Below are 18,612 nucleotides of genomic sequence, written 5' to 3' on the forward strand. Positions count from 1 at the left end.
CCTCCCCCAGCGGCGGGGCTGACCAAACATCAGGTGCGGCACGAAGCCCCCCACTCAGCCCCCTCCAGAAACAAATACAATACAGAGCTGTGCTGTATCGTATTGAACGTGAAGCTTGACGACGATTCCGAAGAGCACACCCTCACCACGTCTCCCCCGCCCACGCGGGCCCCCGGCCGGCCGCGCAGCCGGGAGGCGGACGAGGCGATCCTCTCGGCCGCGCTCGATCTGCTCATCGAGCGCGGCGCCGGCTGGGCCAGCATCGAACAGGTGGCGCGGCGCGCCGGAGTCACCCGCGCCGCCGTGTACCGCCGCTTCCCCACTCTGACCGACCTGCTGGTGTGTGCGGTCGAGTGGGAGTACCGGGACGTGGACCCCGGCTCGATGGACTGGCCGGACATCGACAGCATGGTCACAGCCTGGGCCGGCCACCTCGGCAGACCCCGCGCACGCAGACTGATCCGCCGCCTCTACAGCACGGTCGACGACCTCCCCGAACTGCTGCACGCCTACCACAAGGCACACGGCAGCCACCGCGGCCTCGCGGTGCGCACCACTCTGGAGCGGGCTCGCGCGGCCGGACAGCTCCCTCCGGACAGCGACCCGGAGATCCTTCAGCAGATGCTCAGCGGCGCGGCCCTGCACCACCTTGCCGCGCACCCCGACACCACCGGCCCGGAAGAGGTCAAGTCCTACTTCCTCGCCATCCTGGGACAGGTCGGCCTGCAGACCTCCCCCGCACCTCGAAGGAGCACCGCACGATGACCGAGAGCATGGCGTGGCTCGGACGGGACGCCCGCAGGGCCCGCAAGGAGGGCATGCCCGCCGTCACCCGGCGGCAGCGCGACCGGCTGGCCGACATGGTCGCCCACGCCCGGGCCGCCTCCCCGTACTACCGCAGTCTCTACGACGGCCTGCCCGAGCGGATCGAGGACCCGGCGCTGCTGCCGGTCACCGACAAGAAGAAGCTGATGGGGCACTTCGACGACTGGGTGGCCGACCGTGCCGTCACGTACGAGAAGGTGCGCGCCTTCAGCGACGACCCCGACCGGATCGGGCAGCGGTTCCACGGGAAGTACATGGTCGCCACGACCTCGGGCACCAGCGGCCGGCGCGGCCTCTTCGTCCTCGACGACCGGTACATGGACGTGGGCGCCGCACTCACCTCCCGGGCGCTCGCCTCGTGGCTGGGCCCCGCCGGGCTCCTCCGGGCGGCCACCCGGGGCGGCCGCTTCGCCCAACTCGTCGCCACCGGTGGGCACTACGTCGGCTTCGCCGCGTACTCCCGCACGCTCCGGGCGGGCGGATGGCGCAGCAAACTGATACGGGCGTTCCCGGTGCACACACCGATGGCGCAGTTGGTGGCCGAACTCAACGAGTACCGCCCCGCCTTCGTCATCGGCTACGCCAGTACGATCATGCTGCTCACCGCCGAGCAGGAAGCCGGCCGTCTGCGCATCGACCCGGTGCTGGTCCAGCCGGCCGGCGAGACGATGAGCACGGACGACACCGACAGGATCGCCCGCGCCTTCCGCACCACGGTCCGCGCGATGTACAGCGCGACCGAGTGCACCTACCTCAGCCATAGCTGCGCCCACGGCTGGTACCACGTCAACAGCGACTGGGCCGTGCTCGAACCGGTCGACGCCGAGCACCGGCCCACCCCGCCCGGCGAGTACTCGCACACCGTACTGATCAGCAACCTCGCCAACCGCGTGCAGCCGTTCCTGCGCTACGACCTCGGCGACAGCGTCATGCTCCGGCCCGACCCGTGCCCGTGCGGCAACCCGCTGCCCGCGCTGCGCGTGCAAGGCCGCTCCGGCGACATCCTCACCTTCCCCACCCACGGTGGCGACCCCGTGCAGCTCGCTCCCCTGGCCTTCGGCACCCTCTTCGACCGCACGCCTGGGGTCGAGTTGTTCCAGGTCGAGCAGACCGCCCCGTCGTCCCTGCGCGTACGCCTGCTGCCGGCCGCCGACGCCGACCCGGAGCGCGTATGGCAGACCGCGCACCTGGAGCTGACCCGCCTCCTCGCCGACAACGCACTCGACCACGTCACGGTCCAGCGCGCCGAAGAACCCCCGCAGCAGGCACCCGGCGGCAAGTACCGCACAGTCATTCCCTTCGACCGGTCGGGCAGTCACCCCTGACGCGGCAGAGCGATGGACCGGGCATCACGTGTGCGTTCGCGGACCGCCCGGGCATCGCTCCCCGGGAAGGGCATGGCCGTCCAGCAGGAGGTCGATGTGCTGGCGCAGCCGCATGAGCTGTTCGGCCAGGGCTGCGGCTGTGGCCTGCGCACCGGCCGGGGCGCGCGGCGAGGGCAGTTGGGCGAACAGGTCGCGGGCGCTGTCCTCGACGGTCTGCAGCCGGGCGTCCAGCTCGGCCAGCACCGGGCTCGCCGCCGTCTGCCCGCCGCTGCGGCTCAGGTCTCCGGCCTTCAGCTCTCCGGTCTTGAGCAGTCCTTCCGCCTGCAGCAGGGCCCGCTGGTCGTGCAGGCGCCGGTTGACGCGGTACAGGTCGACGAAGACGTTGACCTTGGCCCGCAGCGCCCACGGGTCGAACGGCTTGACCATGTAGTCGGAGGCGCCGGCCGCGTAGCCGCGGAAGGCATGGTGCGGGCCGTGGCTCGCGGCCGTCAGGAAGATGATGGGTACATGGCGGGTACGGGCGCGGCGCTTGATGTGGGCCGCGGTCTCGAACCCGTCCATGTGCGGCATCTGCACGTCCAGCAGTATCAACGCGAACTCCCTGACGAGCAGGGCCTTGAGGGCCTGCTCGCCGGAGGTCGCGCGCACCAGGTCGTAGCCCAGGGGCGCAAGGACGGCCTCCAGGGCCAGCAGGTTCTCCACCCGGTCGTCGACCAGCAGGACGGTGACCGGCCCGCCGCGCTCCGGTCCCGGGGCTGCCCCGGGACGGATGGCCGCGGGCGCGGAGGGCTCCGGGGCTGGGGAGGGGACGGGGATCGACAGCGCGTGGGGCGCGGGGGCCGGGGCATCCGCGGTACGCCGTTGGACCGCACTGTGGTGCACGGCGCTGGTGATCTCTGGCATGGCGGACGCTGCCTTTCCCTGCACTGCCCGGACCCGGCGTCGGTGGTGCCGTACCGCTGATACGGCCGCGTCGGTGCGGCTGCCGGTCCACGGGGGGCTTTTCACACTGTGTCTCACGGGTTCCCCTCGTGACACAGCTAAACGGCCGCCGATCGGCTTCGCGGCCCTGGCCGTGGCGTACTTCGGGCCCACAGTGTGAATGTCATGTGAAGTCACTGGTACGGGGCGCGCACCGGTTCACGAACGGGTGAAGGGCCGTACAGATGTCGTGTCGGCCTCGCTTACCGTCGGGCGCCTCGCCGACGTACCCGGCCGTCTCACCAGGATGGCCAGCCGTCCGAGCGGAATGCCCCGCGTATCCTCCATTTGCCCTGGGTGGACACCTGTTCGTCGTTCGCATGCGTAAGCCACGCAGACCCGTTACGGACCGACAGGTGCCCGAGCTGTCGGCCGCCCGGCCCACGAGGGTGTAGGTGGTGCCGCGTTCCGGGGTGGGGCTGGCCACCAAGGAACTGTCCGGGCGGAAGTTCCGTGGAATCTTCGGAGTGCTCTTGGGCAGCCTGAACGCGACGCTGCGCTGATGCATGTACGAATTGCCTTCGTCACACCGGGCCTTCTCCCGGATCTTCAAGCGAGCCAGCCCCCCTGCAAGCTGGAAATCGAAATGTCCTCTAGCATAAGCGTGAAGGACCCGCTTGCCGGTAGGGTGTTTCGCCGGAACGAGGGCGAGGCCGCCAGAAGGTTGTTCCTGGCCTTGACGAAACCGAACTCTGCGGCGCCCTCTCCCGCTTCGACGGAATCCGTCAAGGCATTCGCTGGGTCGTCGGCGGGCAGGTCCACCGCGACGCAGCCCCACCTGACCTCGGTAGCGTGCAAATTGGAGACGGTCACGTACACCGGCCTCTACGGACGGTGCGCCGGGCTGCGACACCCGCAGCGGGGCAGGGATAACTCAATGCCCCTGGGCACGACATGAACTCCCCCAGTTTTGAACAGCTTCCATGACTTTCCCGCGCGCCTAATGGATCTTCCGGTACGGAATTGGTCATTCCAGTGCCCGACGCGGCGCAGCATCAGAAATTAGGTTGACCGGCACGGCGCGGCGGGGGCTAGCTTCACGTATGGCCGAGATTCAGGGTTCCTACGACGATCTCTTCACCGCGGTGCCTGGCGTACTCGCCGCATTGCTGGACTCCGGAGACACGGGCGGCTCGGTGGCGGTCTTCGTGGACGGCGAGCCGGTGGTGGATGTCTGGGGCGGATACGCCGACGCGGACCGCACCATCCCGTGGCAGCGCGACACGATCACCGGCGTGTGGTCCGTCACCAAGACGATGACGGCACTGTGTGCCCTCGTCCTGGCTGACCGCAGTCAGCTCGACATGGACGCGCCGGTGGCCCGGTACTGGCCGGAGTTCGCCACGGCGGGCAAGGACCGGGTGCTGGTACGGCACCTGCTCGCGCACACCGCGGGCCTGCCCCACTGGGACGGCCCGGTCGAAGAGCTGTACGACTGGCCGTCCGCCACGGCGCGCCTCGCCGCCCAGGCTCCGCTGTGGGAGCCGGGCACCGCGGCCGGATACCACTCGTTGACCCAGGGTTACCTCGTGGGCGAGGTGGTGCGCCGGATCACGGGCCGCAGCATGGGCGAGTTCTTCGCCGCCGAGGTGGCCGGCCCGCTCGGCGCGGACTTCCGTATCGGGCTGTCCGCCGAGCACGACCACCGGGTCGCGCTCGCGGTCCCGCCGCCGTCACACGACGAGGACTACCTCGCCAGCGCGCCCGGAGCCACCGCGGCTCCCGCCGCCGGGACCGGGATCCGCGTCCGGGACGGCAACAGTGTCGCCTGGCGCCGCGCGCAGATTCCCGCGGCGGGCGGCTTCGGCAATGCCCGCTCGGTCGCTCTCGTCCAGTCGGTGATGGCCTGCGGGGGGACGGTGCGCGGTGTGCGGCTGCTGTCACAGGCAGGCTGCGACCGTGCATGGGAGGAGCAGTTCCGCGGCGAGGACCGCGTCCTGGGCATGCCGATGCGCTACGGCCTGGGGTACGGCCTGTTCGGCAGTACCTACGGCTGGGGAGGTTGGGGCGGCTCGATGGTCATGATCGAGCCCGACGCCCGCATGGTGGTGGCGTACGTGACGAACCAGATGCGCGAGCCAGGCCACGACAACCGTGGACTGGAGGTCGTGATGGCCGCCTATGACGGCGTCACGGCCCTGCGCTCCTGACCACGCGCGCCGGGCCCGGTCAGCCGGGCCCGGCGCGCACCCATCCACCAGCCGTCGCCGACGGCCCCTACCTACCCTCCGGCCGTCGCCGACGGCGCAGGTAACGACGGTCCGGGATCGCGTGGCGCAGTGTGGTACGAAACGGCGAACATCACCAGAGCCGCGATCGCAAGAGCCACCGGCACGAGGAAGACCACAAGAACTCCGATCAAAACCTTGCTCCCCCATGGGAGCGGTTCCTTCTCCGCCATCGTCTTCTCCCACTCCTCACCCCCTTCTTCTATCTCCTCATCGCGCCGCGCGCTACGCTCACGCCGCAGCCCCGACGGCCGTCCGGCGCCCACCGTGACCTGTGCTGCCGCCGTGACCCACCCGTAAGGCACCGGACACCGCCAGCAGGCCACAGGGCACTGTCAGTGGTAGGTGGCAGCATCGAACACATGACACATCCGACAGCGTTCAACTGGCGTCCGTTCCTGCTCAGATGGAGCGAGGAGTGGGCGGACTCCCTGCCCGACGACGCGACACGAAGCGAGGAGGACGAAGCCGCCCGGCAGGCCCGATGGCTGGGATTTCCGCCCGCGTCCAAGGAGCGGATCTTCGCCATGGAGGAGCGCCTCGGTCGACGGATGCCCCCGTCGTACCGGGAGTTCCTCAAGGTCAGCGACGGGTGGCAGCACGCCGGCGGGTTCGTCAGGCTCTTGGCGGGGACCACGGACGCACGCTGGCACAACAACGAGTCCGGGCTCGCGGACATGTTCGAGGAGTACCTGGACGACGACGCCGGTCCCGCCGAACGGCGGTCGGCCGACATCTGGCGGCGCGGGCTCCAGCTCGACGTCGTGTCCGACATCACCCACGTCCTCCTGGACCCCGAGGATGTGGACGAGGACGGCGAGTGGGCCGTGTACACGTGGGCGAGCTGGCGGGCCGCACCACCCGAACGGTACGCGAACTTCGCCGAGTTCATGCGGTCCATGCACCAGGAGTTCCACGGCCTGCGGGCACGCCCGGCCGCCGGGGAACCGGAGTTCGTCAACGACACGACGCGAGAGCTGGACGCCCTGGTGGAGCAGGCCCGGCTGGAGGCGCTGCGCGGCGACTGGGAACGGGCGGAGCAGGCGCTGGACGAGGCGAGGAAGTACGGCAGGCCGCGGGCCGCCGGCCTGGGCGATCAGATACGCCGCTTGCTCGGACGGACCTACATGGTGTCCTTCGAGGACCTGGCGACCGACCCGCAGTACGCGCCCGAGCTCCTGCCCTCGCTGGTCACCGAGCACGCGGCGCGCTCGTACGGGGACGACTCCACGTTGCGGTTCGACCTGCGGGGAGCCGGTGACGACGTGGTGTCGCTGGCCTACGCGACGCTGGAACAGGTGCGCAACGGCACGTACCGGTACACGGCGACCGGACCGTTCGGCGAAGCGGTGGAGCGGGCACGGGAGCTGGCGCGGTGGGGCGACACCGACGCGGCATGGCGGACGCTGATGGACGCTCTGCCGGTCTGGCAGCCGCTGGGCCCCGACCACCTGGCGCCGCTGGGCTGGGTGGCCGACCCCCTGCTCGGCCCTCTGCTGACCCCGGAGCGGGGCCGCGAGCTGCTGTCCACCCCCAGGGGCGGACAGGCAGGTGAGGCACCGGTCCGGGCGGCCGGCCTCGACCCGGACAACCTGGCATGGCTCGCGGACCCGGACGCCCACGGCGACCGCACGTCCTACCGGTTCGTCCTGGTCGAAGCCGTGGAACCGGAGGGTCTGCCCGGACGCCTCGCGGACGCGAACGAGGCAACGCTGGTCGCCCCCATGACTGCCCACGAGGCGCGCCAGCGACTGCTCCACGGGCAGCGGGAGTTCTCGTCCTACGACGACAGAGCCCTCATGGCGGTCGGCCGGGCCGGCAGTCGTTGGAGCTTCGCCTTCGACGGCGCTCCCGCCTCCTTCGACCCGCAGCGGTTCATCTCCCCGGCAGCGGGCGCCAGCGCGGGCACCCGCGCGGTGGTCGTGTGGAGCGGCCTGAGAACCCGCCACGGACAGCCGTTCTTCCACCTTTCCGTAGCGCAGGACGGCACGGAGCAGTACGCCTTCACGTACGCGGACGGCGAGACGCATCGCACCGGACGGATACCCCGGGTACTGGACCCGGACCGGTTCTTCACCTCCCGGCAGGAGGCCACCGAGGCGGAACGGCCGCTGCTGGAGGCCCTGACCGACGTGTTCGATGCCCGCCTGCCACGCCACGCGATCACGAATGGACGGCTGCACACGTTCACCACCCATTCCTGGACACGGCCGCCGGAAAACGGGGAGACCTACGCCGTGATCAGCATGAACTGGAACGCGGAGCGCTGACTGACGCAGCTCCGGTAGCCCATTCGTACCGCCACAGCAGGGCCCGGGCCTGGTCGGCGCCTCTCGTCGCAGAGGCAGTGGCGGCGCGCCCGATGAACGCCTTCAGCGCCAAGGTGACCTCGGCACAGGCCCGTCACAGGCACGTACACTGTCCGGCCCGACGGCCCTGTAACCCGGGTGTCTGATACCCGTCCGGGCAGCATGCGGGCACAGGAACGGGCACCGCGGACACCCGGTCGGGCACTCCGGGCACCTACGCGCGCAGCCGAGCCGCAGCTCGGCAGGTCAGCGCACTGCACGGGCGCGGAAAGTCTCTCGGACTCGGGCGCGCTGCCGGCCCACACGGGCTCCACCGTCTGCCTCTCCCGGCGATACAACGTCATGAGTGGCGCGTTCGCCTCGCGCCCAGGGCAAACGCCTCAGCTCAGAACCGCTCATGAGGAGAAGCAACGTGGAGACATCGCCGACGCCGGCCGGGCGCGCCATGCATTCCCGTACCGCACCGGGCCGTTCGGCACAGCAGGCAGACGGGTTCCTCGGAGCCCTGTACGAGCGTCACGGGTCGGTCTTGTTGGGCTTCGCGGCCCGGCTGCTGGACGGCGACTGGCACCGTGCGGAGGACATCGTGCAGGAGGTGGCGTTCCGTGCTTGGCAGCGTGCCGACGATCTCGATCCCACCACGAATGCGCTGCGTCCATGGCTGTTCACCGTCGTCCGCAACCTGGTCATCGACGTCCACCGCTCGCGCAAGGCCCGGCCCCTGGAAGCCGAAGCCGCGGACATTCCTCTCTCGTCCGTGCCCGACGGAGTCGATCGCACCCTGACCCGGCAGGTGGTGGTCGCAGCCATGCGGGAGCTGGCGCCGTACCACCGCGAGGTCCTGGTTCACGTGTACTACATGGGCCGCAGTCTCCCCCAGACAGCGAAGCTGCTGGGGGTGCCGCCAGGCACGGTCAAGTCACGTATGTACCACGCGACGCGTGCGCTACGCGAGGGGCTCAACAGTCGCGGTCTGACTGCGGCTTGACCACACGCCCCCATCTACCACTCCTGCCTCGCCCGGCCAGACCGCATCACAACTCCACTACCGTGCACCGCCGCCGATGCCACCCCGGCTGCCCTCATCAGACGCGCAGCACATGCGGGCCCAGCAGCGAATACCGGTGTGCCTCGCTCTGCGGCAGCCGGGTGTCGGTGACGATGGCCTCGAAGTCCGCGGCCTCGGCGAAGCGGCACAGGCTCACCGCGCCGAACTTGGTGTACACGCCCGAGAAGATCCGGCGTCGGGACGCCCGTACCGCCTGCTGCTTGACCTGACTGACCGCCGGGTCGGGGGTGGTGAGACCGTACTCCCGGGAGATGCCGTTGGCGCCGATGTACGCCAGGTCGACGACGAATTCGGACAGCATGCCCGCCGTCCAGTGGTCAGCCGTGGCGACGGTGCCACCCCGCACCCGGCCGCCCAGGAGCACCACCGTGACGTGATCCCTGGCGGCCAGCAACGCCGCGGTGGCCAACGAGGCCGTGATCGCGGTGAACGGCCGGTCGGCGGGCAGCGCCGCGGCGATGAGCTGTGGCGTGTACCCCTCGTCGATGAAGACGCTCTCCGCATCGCCGCACAGCGCCGCCGCGGCCTCCGCGATCCGCATCTTCTCGGGCAGGTGCATGGTGGTGCGGAACGCCAGGGTGGACTCGTAGCCCGCGCTTTCCACCGGGTACGCGCCCCCGTGCGTACGCCGCACCAGACCGTGCTCCTCCAGCACTCGCAGATCACGCCGTACGGTCTCCTTGGCCGCCCCCAGCTCTGCGGCGAGATTGCCGACATCCACCGATCCCCCCTGGCGAGCGGCCTCCACGATGCGCCGCCGACGCTCCTCGGCCTCCACTGCGCACCCACCCCCGATCCGGACGCCGGCAACACGGCGGACATCGTTCACACCGGCTGACCCACCGCCGTTCAGCGACCGCCCTTCGTCACGCCCGCACGGTGCTCGATACCCCTTCTTACCGCCGTTCAGACCAACCGGCCAAGCCCGGCACAGCGGCCTCGTGGCCACGCGCGCCCGATCCCGTCCGGACCGCCTCGACGATGGCATCAGCACCCCGGCCGAGTGACGGAGGCTACTTGGCCGGGGCTTCAGCCCTTGAGCGTTCCCGACGTTCCTCCGTCCCGGAACCGTGCCAGGGTCCGCTCCGCCTCTCCCACCATCTCCCGAACGATGTCCCCCGCAGGCTTGACATCACGGACCAGCCCCACTCCCTGCCCCATCAACCAGGGCATCTCCTCCCAGTCCCCCTCTGTCCCAGGCACCGGCGGCAGCACGTTGAACTTGCGCAGCACAGTCGGCTCTCCCTGGAACACCGTGGTGCCGACCTGCTCCAGCGCAGCACGGTCGGTCGGCACTTCATTCAGCCGGTCATGCCACTCGGACACCACACGGTCGCGCTGCACCCGCATCGGATTGAAATCCGGCCACTCTGGCCCGAACACCGCCGTACGGACCGTATCCTCTCCCCGGCAAGCAACCAGGCGGCAATGGTGCTCGGGATGCACATGAGCCTCCGTCGAGGCGACGAGCCGAGTGCCCACCCAGACGCCGTCGGCGCCCAGGCACAGAGCCGCCGCCACCTGGCGCCCGTCGGTGATCCCACCCGCGGCGAGCACCAACGCCCGCCCTCCCACGGCATCCACGACGGCAGGGACACCGACCATGGTGGGCAGCCCCCCATAGTTGTGCCCGCCGGCCTCCCAGCCCTGCGCCACGACGACCTCCACCCCGTCTTCGACGGCGCGCTCGGCCGCCTCGGCGGAGCCCACCTGCTCCCACACCGACACCCCCGCCGTCCGTAGCTGCTCGATCTGACGGGCCGGCGGGTGCCCCCAGTGGAAGGAAACGGCCGGAACCCGTTCCTCGACGCAGACCTGAAGATGTTCGGTGTTGTCGAAGTACGTGATCAAGTTGATGTGGAACGGTGCCTCCCCGACGCCCGCCCGGATCTCGTGGATGATCTCCCGGAGGCGGCCTGCGGGCATGAGCGCGGCCCCCACCGCGCCGATACCACCCGCGCCGGTGACAGCCACCGCCAGCTCGGATGTTCCACCCGCGAAGCCCATGCCTGCGCAAACGAAGGGGTACGGGACGGCGAACTTCTCGGTCAGCCTGGTGGACAGCACACCCATGACGGCTTCCTTCCAGAGCTCGTACCAACAGATGGACGCCGCGCCCCCGCGGGCCACGTCCAGACACTGCGCCACACCCACCACATCAGTGCCTGTACGAACGTGTCCCTGCCGGAGTCGCCTGGTCCGTTCCGACAGCAGAGAGGAAGTCTCTCCGCCCGGCAGACTCCCACTGGCAGCGGTGCGTGGCCAGGGGACTGGCACACCTACGCGTGTGGCCCCGGGCATGGCCCCGTCGTCGTACGTACCCGGCCTGGGCCAGCACCTCGGTGCTCCTCAATGCTCTTCGGCGACCCTGAGGCTGCCTTGCAGCGCCGGCACCCGACCTCGTGCCGATGGCCGCAGTGGTTTCGGAGGAGCCGTCGAAGCCACCGTAGAGGAGCGTCAGCCCGTGGCCTGCGACGGCGGAGGCCGTGCGTTGAGTGTGGAAGTAGACGAAGCCACGGCCTCCGGCCTGTCGGCCGTTGCTCGGAAATGTCGGTCGGCGCCGCCGTCACGGTGTTCCAGTGTGTAGTCACCACCGGCCTCGTGCCAGATCTCTTCAGCGGACAGGGCCGGTCTCTTGTGGCCCAGCGCTACTCGACCTGCCCGACGCCTTCGCCCCCACTGCCTACCTCCGAGTGCACCCCCGGACACAGATCAGATCGGATCCGGTCGGACGGCCGAGATGTCAGAGGGTCGTCCTATGGTCGTCCCGACCAGGCAGCGCGCCTGTTCCATGGCCGATGGAGAGGGCACATGAGCGACGGTATCCAGTGGTTGGCGGGCGTGACGACGAGTTCCGGATGGATGTTGGATGTGCACTTCGCCCGCGGCATCGACGCCGAGGAACTGGCACTTCGCATGGGGGCACAGCGAGGAGCGGGGGCCGGACCGATGACCGATAGCGGGGCAGGCGCCCTTGATGTCGACGCCTGTCCCGACCACGGGCCGGGCAGCGCCGTGGTGCGTGTCGGCGAGGACGCCGGCTGGGCATTCGCCATCACCTACGGTCCCTACCTCGAACGACTGGAGGAGGTATCACAGAACGACACGGAAGCCGTCCATTACCACTACAACTCCGGACATCCGCCCACCACCATCATGTATGCGCGTGACGGTCGCACCGTGTGCGGTTTTGGCCTGCACGAGGAGGACCACCGCTACGGGCAGGACCCCGACTTGCTCCTACCCGACCTCGTGGCCGCCGGCATCCTGGAGCCCGACGGCAAGACCCACTGCCATCGCTACATCGATGACTACGTCCATCGCCAATGCCGAAGCCTGGCCGTCTTCGAAGACCGCTTCGGCCTCTCCCTCCCCCGCGCCGCGCTCGCCGAAGACTCTCTTCCCGTGTACGCCATCATGGGCTCACCGGCCCCTGACTTCGAAGAAATCTCCGCGTGGGCCGCAGCCAATGACAGGCCCCTCCCGAACGAACGCCTGCGTCTGGTCCCGACCGAGCTGCGCAGGCGTTACGAGCAGGCCACCGATCCGCAGTGGTGGGAACGCAACGGACGCCGCCTCACCTGAGGCACCGCCTCGTGGAACTCGTACACGACTTCCACGACTCCCACGACCTCGACGCCGTCGGAACGGATCCAGGAGCGAGTGGCGATCGGTAACTGGTCGGAAGAGCGAGCGCAGAGGCAGGCATGAGCTTGGGGGGAGCCCGCCACACAGTGATAGCCGTACCGGCGGCGAAGGGTTCAGGCCCCAGCAGGCTTCAAAGGCACGCCACTCCGGGTATCTCAGCAGTGCGCGGCATAGCGGATGCACCAGGGCGGGGTATGGCTGCTCTCCCACTGATGCTGCACTACCACCAACACCCCGCCGGCCAGGAGATCGACCAACAGGTGCGCACTCGCCGTCCAGCGGGCACGAAAAACCCCCGCGAGAGCCGCCATGACGAATGCGGCAATCAGCAGCACGCGAACTCAACTGTGGTTCCATCTGACTGAGCGTGGCCGGACCGAGCTCTTTTCCAGCGCAAGCGCTCATCGGATAATTGGCCCCATGGCGCTTTTCTCCTCCTCCGTCCGGCTGTGGTTGCTCCCCAATACCGTCCTGCTCGTCGTGATGACGATTTGGGGCGCGCTGCGCTATCCACACCTACCGGGGCGGATACCGAAGCACATCGCGGGCGGTGGAGTGGATGCCTGGACGGACAAGTCGGTCGGCAGCGCGTTCTTGCTGGTCTTCGTGTACGTAGGGGTGACGGTGCTGATGGTCGGCTCCGCGGAGCTGACGTTGCGGCAGACACCACGCGATGAACTGACGAACGCCGATGTCACACCGTTCGCTGCCGCCCAGGCGACGTCATCCCTGATGAACAGGCCGGGCAGCCGGGCTTCGGCACGCCGGCTCGCACGCGCCTTGCTACTGCTCAACACCTGCATAGGCATCTCTCTTCTCACAGGCTGCGGAGTGCTTTGGCGTTCCGCACCGGACCCGAACCTGCCGGCATGGCTTGTCCCGGCGATGCTCCTGCCGTTCCTTGTCGGTACAGCGGTGACGATCACTGCGGCCGTGAAGGACCGGAAACGGTGAATCACCGTAGGCGGGGGCAGGCTCAGACGCACAGGCAGCCGTCTGGCGCGGTTGCGCGTTCACCTCGTTGGGGACCTTCTTCCCCGGCCCGGACGAGCTGCTGTGGGTGGAGGAGTGGAAGGGGAACGGTAAAGCCGTTTCGGGGGAGCCTCTCGGTCGCTTTCGGCTGTGCTCACCGTGGCCTGTGAGGGTGGCGGCAGTGCGCAGGCGAGGGTGAGGACTCAGGAAGCGCAGGTGACCGAAGACGTCAGCGTGCTGCCTGTCGTGTGGGCCATTCGGTGTCTCGGCAAGTTCATTGCCGTGGCCCTGGTCGGCGGTGGCGTCCTTCCGGAGGTGGGACGCGGAACATCGCTCGCCGGAGTCGTCCGGGCAGAAGGGCTCGCCCGGCGAAGATAAGACCGACACCCAACAGGCAACCTCCGAAGGCTACGCAACCGGTGGACAGCCAGCCGATCTTGTTCTCATCGGCCCAGTCCCCTGTGCCGGCAGCGAAAAGGAATCCCAACAGGCAGACGGCGCTGATCAGGGCATACCACCATCGAGAAAGCATCAGTCACCTCTGCGAGGGCTGTGCCGCGAGGTGGCCGAGACCACCTGCCGTTCCGGCGGAGGCAACAGCCCAAGAAGCAAAGGCCGGGAACGCGGAACGGAAGACACGGGAGCGGCACCTCCGGGCACCATCGACGAACGGGCACACTGCCCCTGCAAACGCCGACCAGATTCCCGGCACACCCTGCGCTCTTGACGCATTCTTTGCATTCTACCCGCCCGGCTTCTCCCCCGGACGCTCTGCGTCCGCAAGCGGCTCAGTCCTGGCCGCCAACGCCGCCGTGCGCCGAGAACGCGGTGGTCTCGGCCCTGCCGCTGGTTGACCGTATGCGGTCTGCCGAGGGACGAGCAGTCCCGGTGGCTGATGCGCGCTGACCGAGCCTCTGCCCGTGACCATCTTCGTGCAACGATGGTCACGCCTGTCCGCCTACCGCTCGGGGAGTGCCGCCTGTGATGAACCGTCGAGTCCCGCGCGCCTCCGGCGCCCACTCCCCCACCGCCGTGGTACTCGGCGGCGGCCTCACCGGCATGCTGGCCGCCACCGTCCTGTCCCCTCACGCCGAGGTCCATATCGTCGAACGCGACCTGCTGCCCGGCACCCCCGCCCCGCGCAAGGGCCTGCCCCAGGCCCAGCACGCCCACCTGCTGTGGTCCGGCGGCGCCCGCATCATCGAAAGCCTGCTGCCCGGCATCACACAGCGATGGCTGACGGCGGGCGCGCGCCGTATCCCGCTGCCCACCGGGCTGGTGTCTCTCACCTCGGCGGGCTGGCTGCGCCGGTGGCCCGAAATGCAGTACCTGATCGCCTGTTCACGCGATCTGCTCGACTGGGGTGTACGCCAGCAGGTCCTGGCCCACCCCAGGATCCGCGTTCATACCCGTACCGAGCCCGTCGGACTGTGCGGCACCGCCGGGCACATCACGGGGGTCCACGTACGCGACAACGCCACCGGGAACGTACAACAACTCCACGCCGAGCTGGTGATCGATGCCACCGGCCGCGGCTCCGCGGCGACCGCCTGGCTGGCCGCGCTCGGCCTGCCGCCCGTACCGGAGGAGCACGTGGACTCCGGACTGGCCTACGCCACCCGCATCTTCCAGGCTCCTGCCGGGACAGCGCACTGGCCCGTCGTCAACGTCCAGTCCGACGCACGCGTCCCCGTCCCCGGCCAGACAGCGACCCTCGTGCCGATCGAAAGCGCACGCTGGCTGGTGACCCTGTCCGGCACCCGCGGCGGGCAGCCGACCAGAGAAGCCAGCGCCTTCCTGCCGTTCGCCCGCAACGTCCGGCACCCCATCGTCGCCGACCTCATCGCCGACGCCGAACCGCTGACCGACGTCCGCCTCTCCCGCAGCACCGTCAACCGGCGCCGCCGCTTCGACCTGCTGCGGACCTGGCCCCGCGGCCTCATCGTGCTCGGTGACGCCGTCGCCACCTACAACCCCCTGTACGGCCAGGGCATGTCGGTCGCCGCCCAGGAAGCCGCCGCCCTGCGCGACGCGCTGAACCGCTACGGCCTGGCCGCCCCGGACCTGGCCCGGCGCCTGCAGCGCACCGTGGGACGCCTGACCCAGGCACCCTGGGCCATGGCCACCGGCCAGGACATCCTCTACCCCGGCGCCATCGGCCCCCAGCCCCCCGCGGCCGCCCGACTCCTGCGCGGCTACACCGACCGGCTCCTGAAGACCGCCACCGGCGACCCGGCCGTCACCCGGGCCCTGCTCGACGTGATGACCCTGTCCGCACCGCTGCAACGCCTGTTACGGCCGGACGTGGCCGCCAGAGTCCTGCTGGGTCCCGTGCAACCACCCCTCGCCGGACCTCCGTTGAACCTGCCGGCCCAGCGTGTCACACCAGCCTGCTCCCGGCGTTCTGCGGCGGATGACGGCACCAGTTCGTGAGGTCTTCCCTACGGGCGAGTCGTGCGGGAGTGCCCAGTGCCCTTCCTGTGCCTGCTCCTCCTCCTGGAGGCGTGAGTTCACGTCAACACATGTGGTCGACGCCGTAACCTCTCCGCCTGGTGCTCTGCCTACTTGCGGTCAAACTTTGCCTCGGCTGAAGCTGGGAACCGTCGCGCCCCAGCCCGAACCGAACGATCAGTACGGTGAATGCGCCCTGTAACCCGCGCCCCGCTCCGCCGGTTGTGTGCCCTGCTCAGCTCTGCGGACTCAGTCCCGCCACGGCCAGCCGGAACAGCCGGTGCGCCTGAGCGGTGGGATCGGAGTAGTGCTCCGTGGCGAAGACGATGCCCACGACCAGCGTGACCAGGTCGGCGAAGGTGACGTCTGCCGCCAGTGCGCCGTCCTGCGCGGCGCGGCGCACCAGCGGGCCTGCCGCCTCTTCCAGCGCCGCCGAGCAACTGTTCTCGTACACCGAGCCGTCATAGGCCAGCGCTGCCGCCAGCCCTCGGGCGGAGACGGAGTAGGTGACGAGGTCATCCAGCCATTCCAGGAGCGCCTTTCGACCGTCTTCCTTGCCGGTCAGCTCACGGGCGCGCACGCACAGAGCCTCGATCCGTTGCCGGGAGACTGCCTCCAACAGCGCGCGGCGCGTGGGGAAGTGTCGGCGCACGGTTGCCGAGCCGACCCCCGCGGTCCGCGCGATCTGTTCCAAGGAGGCGTCCGCTCCGTGAGCAGCGACCTCCTCCTCGGCCACGGCGAGGATGCGCGCGTAGTTGCGTCGGGCGTCCGCACGCTGGTGCTCCGGCATGGCATCTCCTCCAGGATTGATAAGTGGCGGGCCCCGTCGTATCGTAGCGGAGCATAAACGGCGGGCCCCGCCGTTTACTCGACGCGCAGCACGAGGAAGTGTCATGTCCACACATTTCGCACCCGTCCTGGTCACCGGCGCCACCGGCAGGCAGGGCGGAGCCACCGCCCGCGCACTGCTCGCGGCAGGCATTCCCGTCCGCGCCCTGGTGCGCGACCCGGCCACCGACCGGGCCAAGGCCGTCGAAGCATGGGGCGTCGAACTGGTCACCGGCGACCTGCACGACCGTGACTCCGTGATCCGGGCCGCAGAGGGCGCCCGCGCCGTCTTCTCCGTGCAGATGCCCGGCATCAGCGCGGCAGGCTTCGATTTCGAAGGGGAGGTGACCCAGGGCGTCAATCTCATCGAGGGCGCGAAAGCCGCCGGAGTGCCGCAATTCGTGCACACCTCCGTCAGTGGCGCCGGCCAGCACACCGAAACTCCCGGCTGGGCCGAAGGCCGCTGGGCTTCGATGGAACCCACCCTGAGCGCCAAGAGCGCGATCCAGGATCGGCTCCGCGCGGCCGGATTCCCCCACTGGACGCTCCTCAAGCCGGGATTTTTCATGGAGAACTTCCTCCCGTCCATGGCATTTCTGTTCCCGCGCGGCATAGCGGGCGGCCTGGTGAGCGTGCTGAATCCCGAGACCCGGCTGTCCCTGGCCGCAGTGGACGACATAGGCAGGGCGGCCACCGCGGCCATCACCGCGCCAGAGCGATTCGACTCCGTCGAATTGGAGTTGGCGAGCGACTACCTGTCGATGACGGAGATCGCCGAGGTTCTCTCCCGCGCTACGGGAACGCACCTGTCCGCGCCGGAAATGACCGAGGAGGAAGCCGTCGCCGCCGGGATGCCCGCGATGGGCGCCGGCCACGAGTGGCTGAACGTGGCCGGCCAGCCGGCCCGCCCGCAGTACGCGAGGGACCTCGGCATCCCCCTCACCAGCTTCGAGGAATGGGCACAGGAACACATGCGCCCCGCCGCCTGACTGTTCACAGAATCTGACGGAACCGCCAGCGCCAGCGATCAGGAGACACTCGGCACTCGCGCACCCAGGGGTTAATCAAGAAGCTCGGCTGTCGCCATCGGCCACGACAACGGACCGGCACACCAGCAAAGCCCTCCAGCCACCGTAGGCTGAGATCCCACGCGCTGAGATCCCACGGCTGAAATTCCGTGCGTAAAGGACAGGAGGCTGAAGTGGCCGAGACGGTGCTGGCTGAGGTGATGGCCGAGCTGGCCGAGCTTGACGACCCCAAGACGCGCGCCGTGAACGAAAGGCACGGTGACGATCACGGTGTGAACCTCAGCAAACTGCGCGCACTCGCCAAACGGCTCAAGACGCAGCAGGAACTGGCGCGCCAGCTCTGGGAGACGGGTGACACCGCGGCAAGGCTGTTGGCTACCCTGATCTGTCGGCCGAAGGCGTTCGGCCGTGACGAGTTGGACGTCATGTTGCGCTCAGCGCGCACGCCCAAGGTGCACGACTGGCTCGTGAATTACGTGGTGAAGAAGAATCCGTACGCAGAAGAGCTGCGCCTGGCCTGGTCCGCCGACCCCGATCCCGTGGTCGCGAGCGCCGGCTGGGCGCTGACCACCGAACGCGTGGCGAAGAAGCCGGAGGACCTCGACCTCGCGGGGCTGCTCGACACCATCGAGGCGGAGATGAAGGACGCTCCCGATCGTCTGCAGTGGGCGATGAACCAATGCCTGGCCCAGATCGGGATCGAGCACGCGGAGTACCGCACCCGCGCCATCGACATCGGCGAGCGCCTTCAGGTGCTCAAGGATTACCCGACTTCGCCAGGCTGCACGTCGCCGTTTGCGCCCGTCTGGATCACCGAGATGGTGCGCCGTAAGGAGAATACGTAGGAGATCGTCCGGCCTCCCCCTGTGCGCCACGAGCCCGCTTTCAACCATTGACAGACACCGTCACTACACGACTACCGACGAAGCGGCAGCGGTCCGCCTCGTC

15 protein-coding genes and 1 pseudogene are annotated in these 18,612 nt (G+C 69.2%); 10 read left to right on the forward strand and 6 right to left on the reverse strand.

Going from position 1 to position 18,612, the window contains the following annotated elements:
• The first annotated feature begins 108 nt into the window (after positions 1–108).
• The gene (locus EJG53_RS43230) at positions 109–765 is read left to right on the forward strand and encodes a TetR/AcrR family transcriptional regulator (protein ID WP_167515007.1); all 657 of its coding nucleotides are present in this window, start codon (positions 109–111) and stop codon (positions 763–765) included.
• Complete coding sequence (locus EJG53_RS40895; RefSeq protein ID WP_167515008.1) at positions 762–2,150, forward strand: phenylacetate--CoA ligase family protein; 1,389 nt, start codon at positions 762–764, stop codon at positions 2,148–2,150. Before EJG53_RS43230 ends, EJG53_RS40895 begins: the two co-directional genes overlap by 4 nt.
• A 24-nt stretch (positions 2,151–2,174) precedes the next feature.
• On the opposite strand, the gene EJG53_RS01030 is transcribed toward EJG53_RS40895, so the two are convergent.
• Positions 2,175–3,053: a response regulator gene (locus EJG53_RS01030; RefSeq protein WP_218041893.1), complete on the reverse strand. Its 879-nt coding sequence runs from the start codon at positions 3,051–3,053 to the stop codon at positions 2,175–2,177.
• Positions 3,054–4,174: 1,121 nt separating this feature from the next.
• Here EJG53_RS01030 and EJG53_RS01035 point away from each other — a divergent pair.
• The 3 genes from EJG53_RS01035 to EJG53_RS01045 all read left to right on the forward strand — a co-directional run bounded on the left by EJG53_RS01035 (position 4,175) and on the right by EJG53_RS01045 (position 8,656).
• A complete protein-coding gene (locus EJG53_RS01035) occupies positions 4,175–5,281 on the forward strand; it encodes a serine hydrolase domain-containing protein (RefSeq protein WP_125043026.1) in 1,107 nt (368 codons plus the stop codon).
• Between the two features lie 440 nt (positions 5,282–5,721).
• Entirely contained in the window at positions 5,722–7,629 is a 1,908-nt protein-coding gene (locus EJG53_RS01040; RefSeq protein ID WP_125043028.1) for an SMI1/KNR4 family protein, read from the forward strand.
• Between the two features lie 451 nt (positions 7,630–8,080).
• On the forward strand, positions 8,081–8,656 hold the full coding sequence (locus EJG53_RS01045; protein WP_371858653.1) for a sigma-70 family RNA polymerase sigma factor: 576 nt from the start codon (positions 8,081–8,083) through the stop codon (positions 8,654–8,656).
• Positions 8,657–8,753: 97 nt separating this feature from the next.
• On the opposite strand, the gene EJG53_RS01050 is transcribed toward EJG53_RS01045, so the two are convergent.
• The 3 genes and pseudogenes from EJG53_RS01050 to EJG53_RS43765 all read right to left on the reverse strand — a co-directional run.
• Positions 8,754–9,515 (reverse strand): DeoR/GlpR family DNA-binding transcription regulator, encoded by a 762-nt coding sequence (locus EJG53_RS01050; RefSeq protein WP_125043032.1) that lies wholly within the window; start codon positions 9,513–9,515, stop codon positions 8,754–8,756.
• A gap of 251 nt (positions 9,516–9,766) precedes the next feature.
• Positions 9,767–10,810, reverse strand: coding sequence for an NAD(P)H-dependent flavin oxidoreductase (locus EJG53_RS01055; protein ID WP_125043034.1), 1,044 nt, complete (start codon positions 10,808–10,810; stop codon positions 9,767–9,769).
• Positions 10,811–11,141: 331 nt separating this feature from the next.
• Positions 11,142–11,255, reverse strand: a pseudogene (locus EJG53_RS43765) (DUF6891 domain-containing protein); the annotation flags it as partial.
• Between the two features lie 293 nt (positions 11,256–11,548).
• Here EJG53_RS43765 and EJG53_RS01060 point away from each other — a divergent pair.
• Positions 11,549–12,322 carry a DUF6461 domain-containing protein gene (locus EJG53_RS01060; RefSeq protein ID WP_125043036.1) on the forward strand — a complete coding sequence of 258 codons (774 nt, stop codon included), beginning with the start codon at positions 11,549–11,551 and terminating at the stop codon, positions 12,320–12,322.
• A gap of 218 nt (positions 12,323–12,540) precedes the next feature.
• Here the strand turns inward: EJG53_RS01060 and EJG53_RS01065 are convergent, their stop codons facing one another.
• Entirely contained in the window at positions 12,541–12,720 is a 180-nt protein-coding gene (locus tag EJG53_RS01065) for a DUF6234 family protein (protein WP_125043038.1), read from the reverse strand.
• Between the two features lie 85 nt (positions 12,721–12,805).
• Here EJG53_RS01065 and EJG53_RS01070 point away from each other — a divergent pair, with 85 nt between their 5' ends.
• Both EJG53_RS01070 and EJG53_RS01075 read left to right on the forward strand, forming a co-directional pair.
• Complete coding sequence (locus EJG53_RS01070; protein WP_125043040.1) at positions 12,806–13,339, forward strand: DUF1648 domain-containing protein; 534 nt, start codon at positions 12,806–12,808, stop codon at positions 13,337–13,339.
• A 1,002-nt stretch (positions 13,340–14,341) separates the two neighbouring features.
• Complete coding sequence (locus EJG53_RS01075; RefSeq protein ID WP_125043042.1) at positions 14,342–15,790, forward strand: FAD-dependent monooxygenase; 1,449 nt, start codon at positions 14,342–14,344, stop codon at positions 15,788–15,790.
• Between the two features lie 253 nt (positions 15,791–16,043).
• Here EJG53_RS01075 and EJG53_RS01080 read toward each other — a convergent pair whose 3' ends face one another.
• A complete protein-coding gene (locus EJG53_RS01080) occupies positions 16,044–16,598 on the reverse strand; it encodes a TetR/AcrR family transcriptional regulator (protein WP_125043044.1) in 555 nt (184 codons plus the stop codon).
• Between the two features lie 103 nt (positions 16,599–16,701).
• On the opposite strand from EJG53_RS01080, the gene EJG53_RS01085 reads away from it, so the two are divergent.
• A complete protein-coding gene (locus EJG53_RS01085) occupies positions 16,702–17,625 on the forward strand; it encodes an NmrA family NAD(P)-binding protein (protein ID WP_125043046.1) in 924 nt (307 codons plus the stop codon).
• A 212-nt stretch (positions 17,626–17,837) separates the two neighbouring features.
• Positions 17,838–18,509, forward strand: coding sequence for a DNA alkylation repair protein (locus EJG53_RS01090; protein ID WP_244954907.1), 672 nt, complete (start codon positions 17,838–17,840; stop codon positions 18,507–18,509).
• The last annotated feature ends 103 nt before the right edge of the window (positions 18,510–18,612 follow it).

This window comes from Streptomyces chrestomyceticus JCM 4735, assembly GCF_003865135.1.
Taxonomy (GTDB): Bacteria; Actinomycetota; Actinomycetes; order Streptomycetales; family Streptomycetaceae; genus Streptomyces; species Streptomyces chrestomyceticus.

Coding starts and splice junctions, on each gene's coding strand:
- EJG53_RS01035 (WP_125043026.1), top strand. CDS start 4,175: ATGGCCGAGATTCAGGGTTCCTACGACGATCTCTTCACCGCGGTGCCT.
- EJG53_RS01055 (WP_125043034.1), bottom strand. CDS start 10,810: ATGGGTGTGCTGTCCACCAGGCTGACCGAGAAGTTCGCCGTCCCGTAC.
- EJG53_RS40895 (WP_167515008.1), top strand. CDS start 762: ATGACCGAGAGCATGGCGTGGCTCGGACGGGACGCCCGCAGGGCCCGC.
- EJG53_RS01030 (WP_218041893.1), bottom strand. CDS start 3,053: ATGCCAGAGATCACCAGCGCCGTGCACCACAGTGCGGTCCAACGGCGT.
- EJG53_RS01080 (WP_125043044.1), bottom strand. CDS start 16,598: ATGCCGGAGCACCAGCGTGCGGACGCCCGACGCAACTACGCGCGCATC.
- EJG53_RS01075 (WP_125043042.1), top strand. CDS start 14,342: ATGAACCGTCGAGTCCCGCGCGCCTCCGGCGCCCACTCCCCCACCGCC.
- EJG53_RS01070 (WP_125043040.1), top strand. CDS start 12,806: ATGGCGCTTTTCTCCTCCTCCGTCCGGCTGTGGTTGCTCCCCAATACC.
- EJG53_RS01040 (WP_125043028.1), top strand. CDS start 5,722: ATGACACATCCGACAGCGTTCAACTGGCGTCCGTTCCTGCTCAGATGG.
- EJG53_RS01060 (WP_125043036.1), top strand. CDS start 11,549: ATGAGCGACGGTATCCAGTGGTTGGCGGGCGTGACGACGAGTTCCGGA.
- EJG53_RS01085 (WP_125043046.1), top strand. CDS start 16,702: ATGTCCACACATTTCGCACCCGTCCTGGTCACCGGCGCCACCGGCAGG.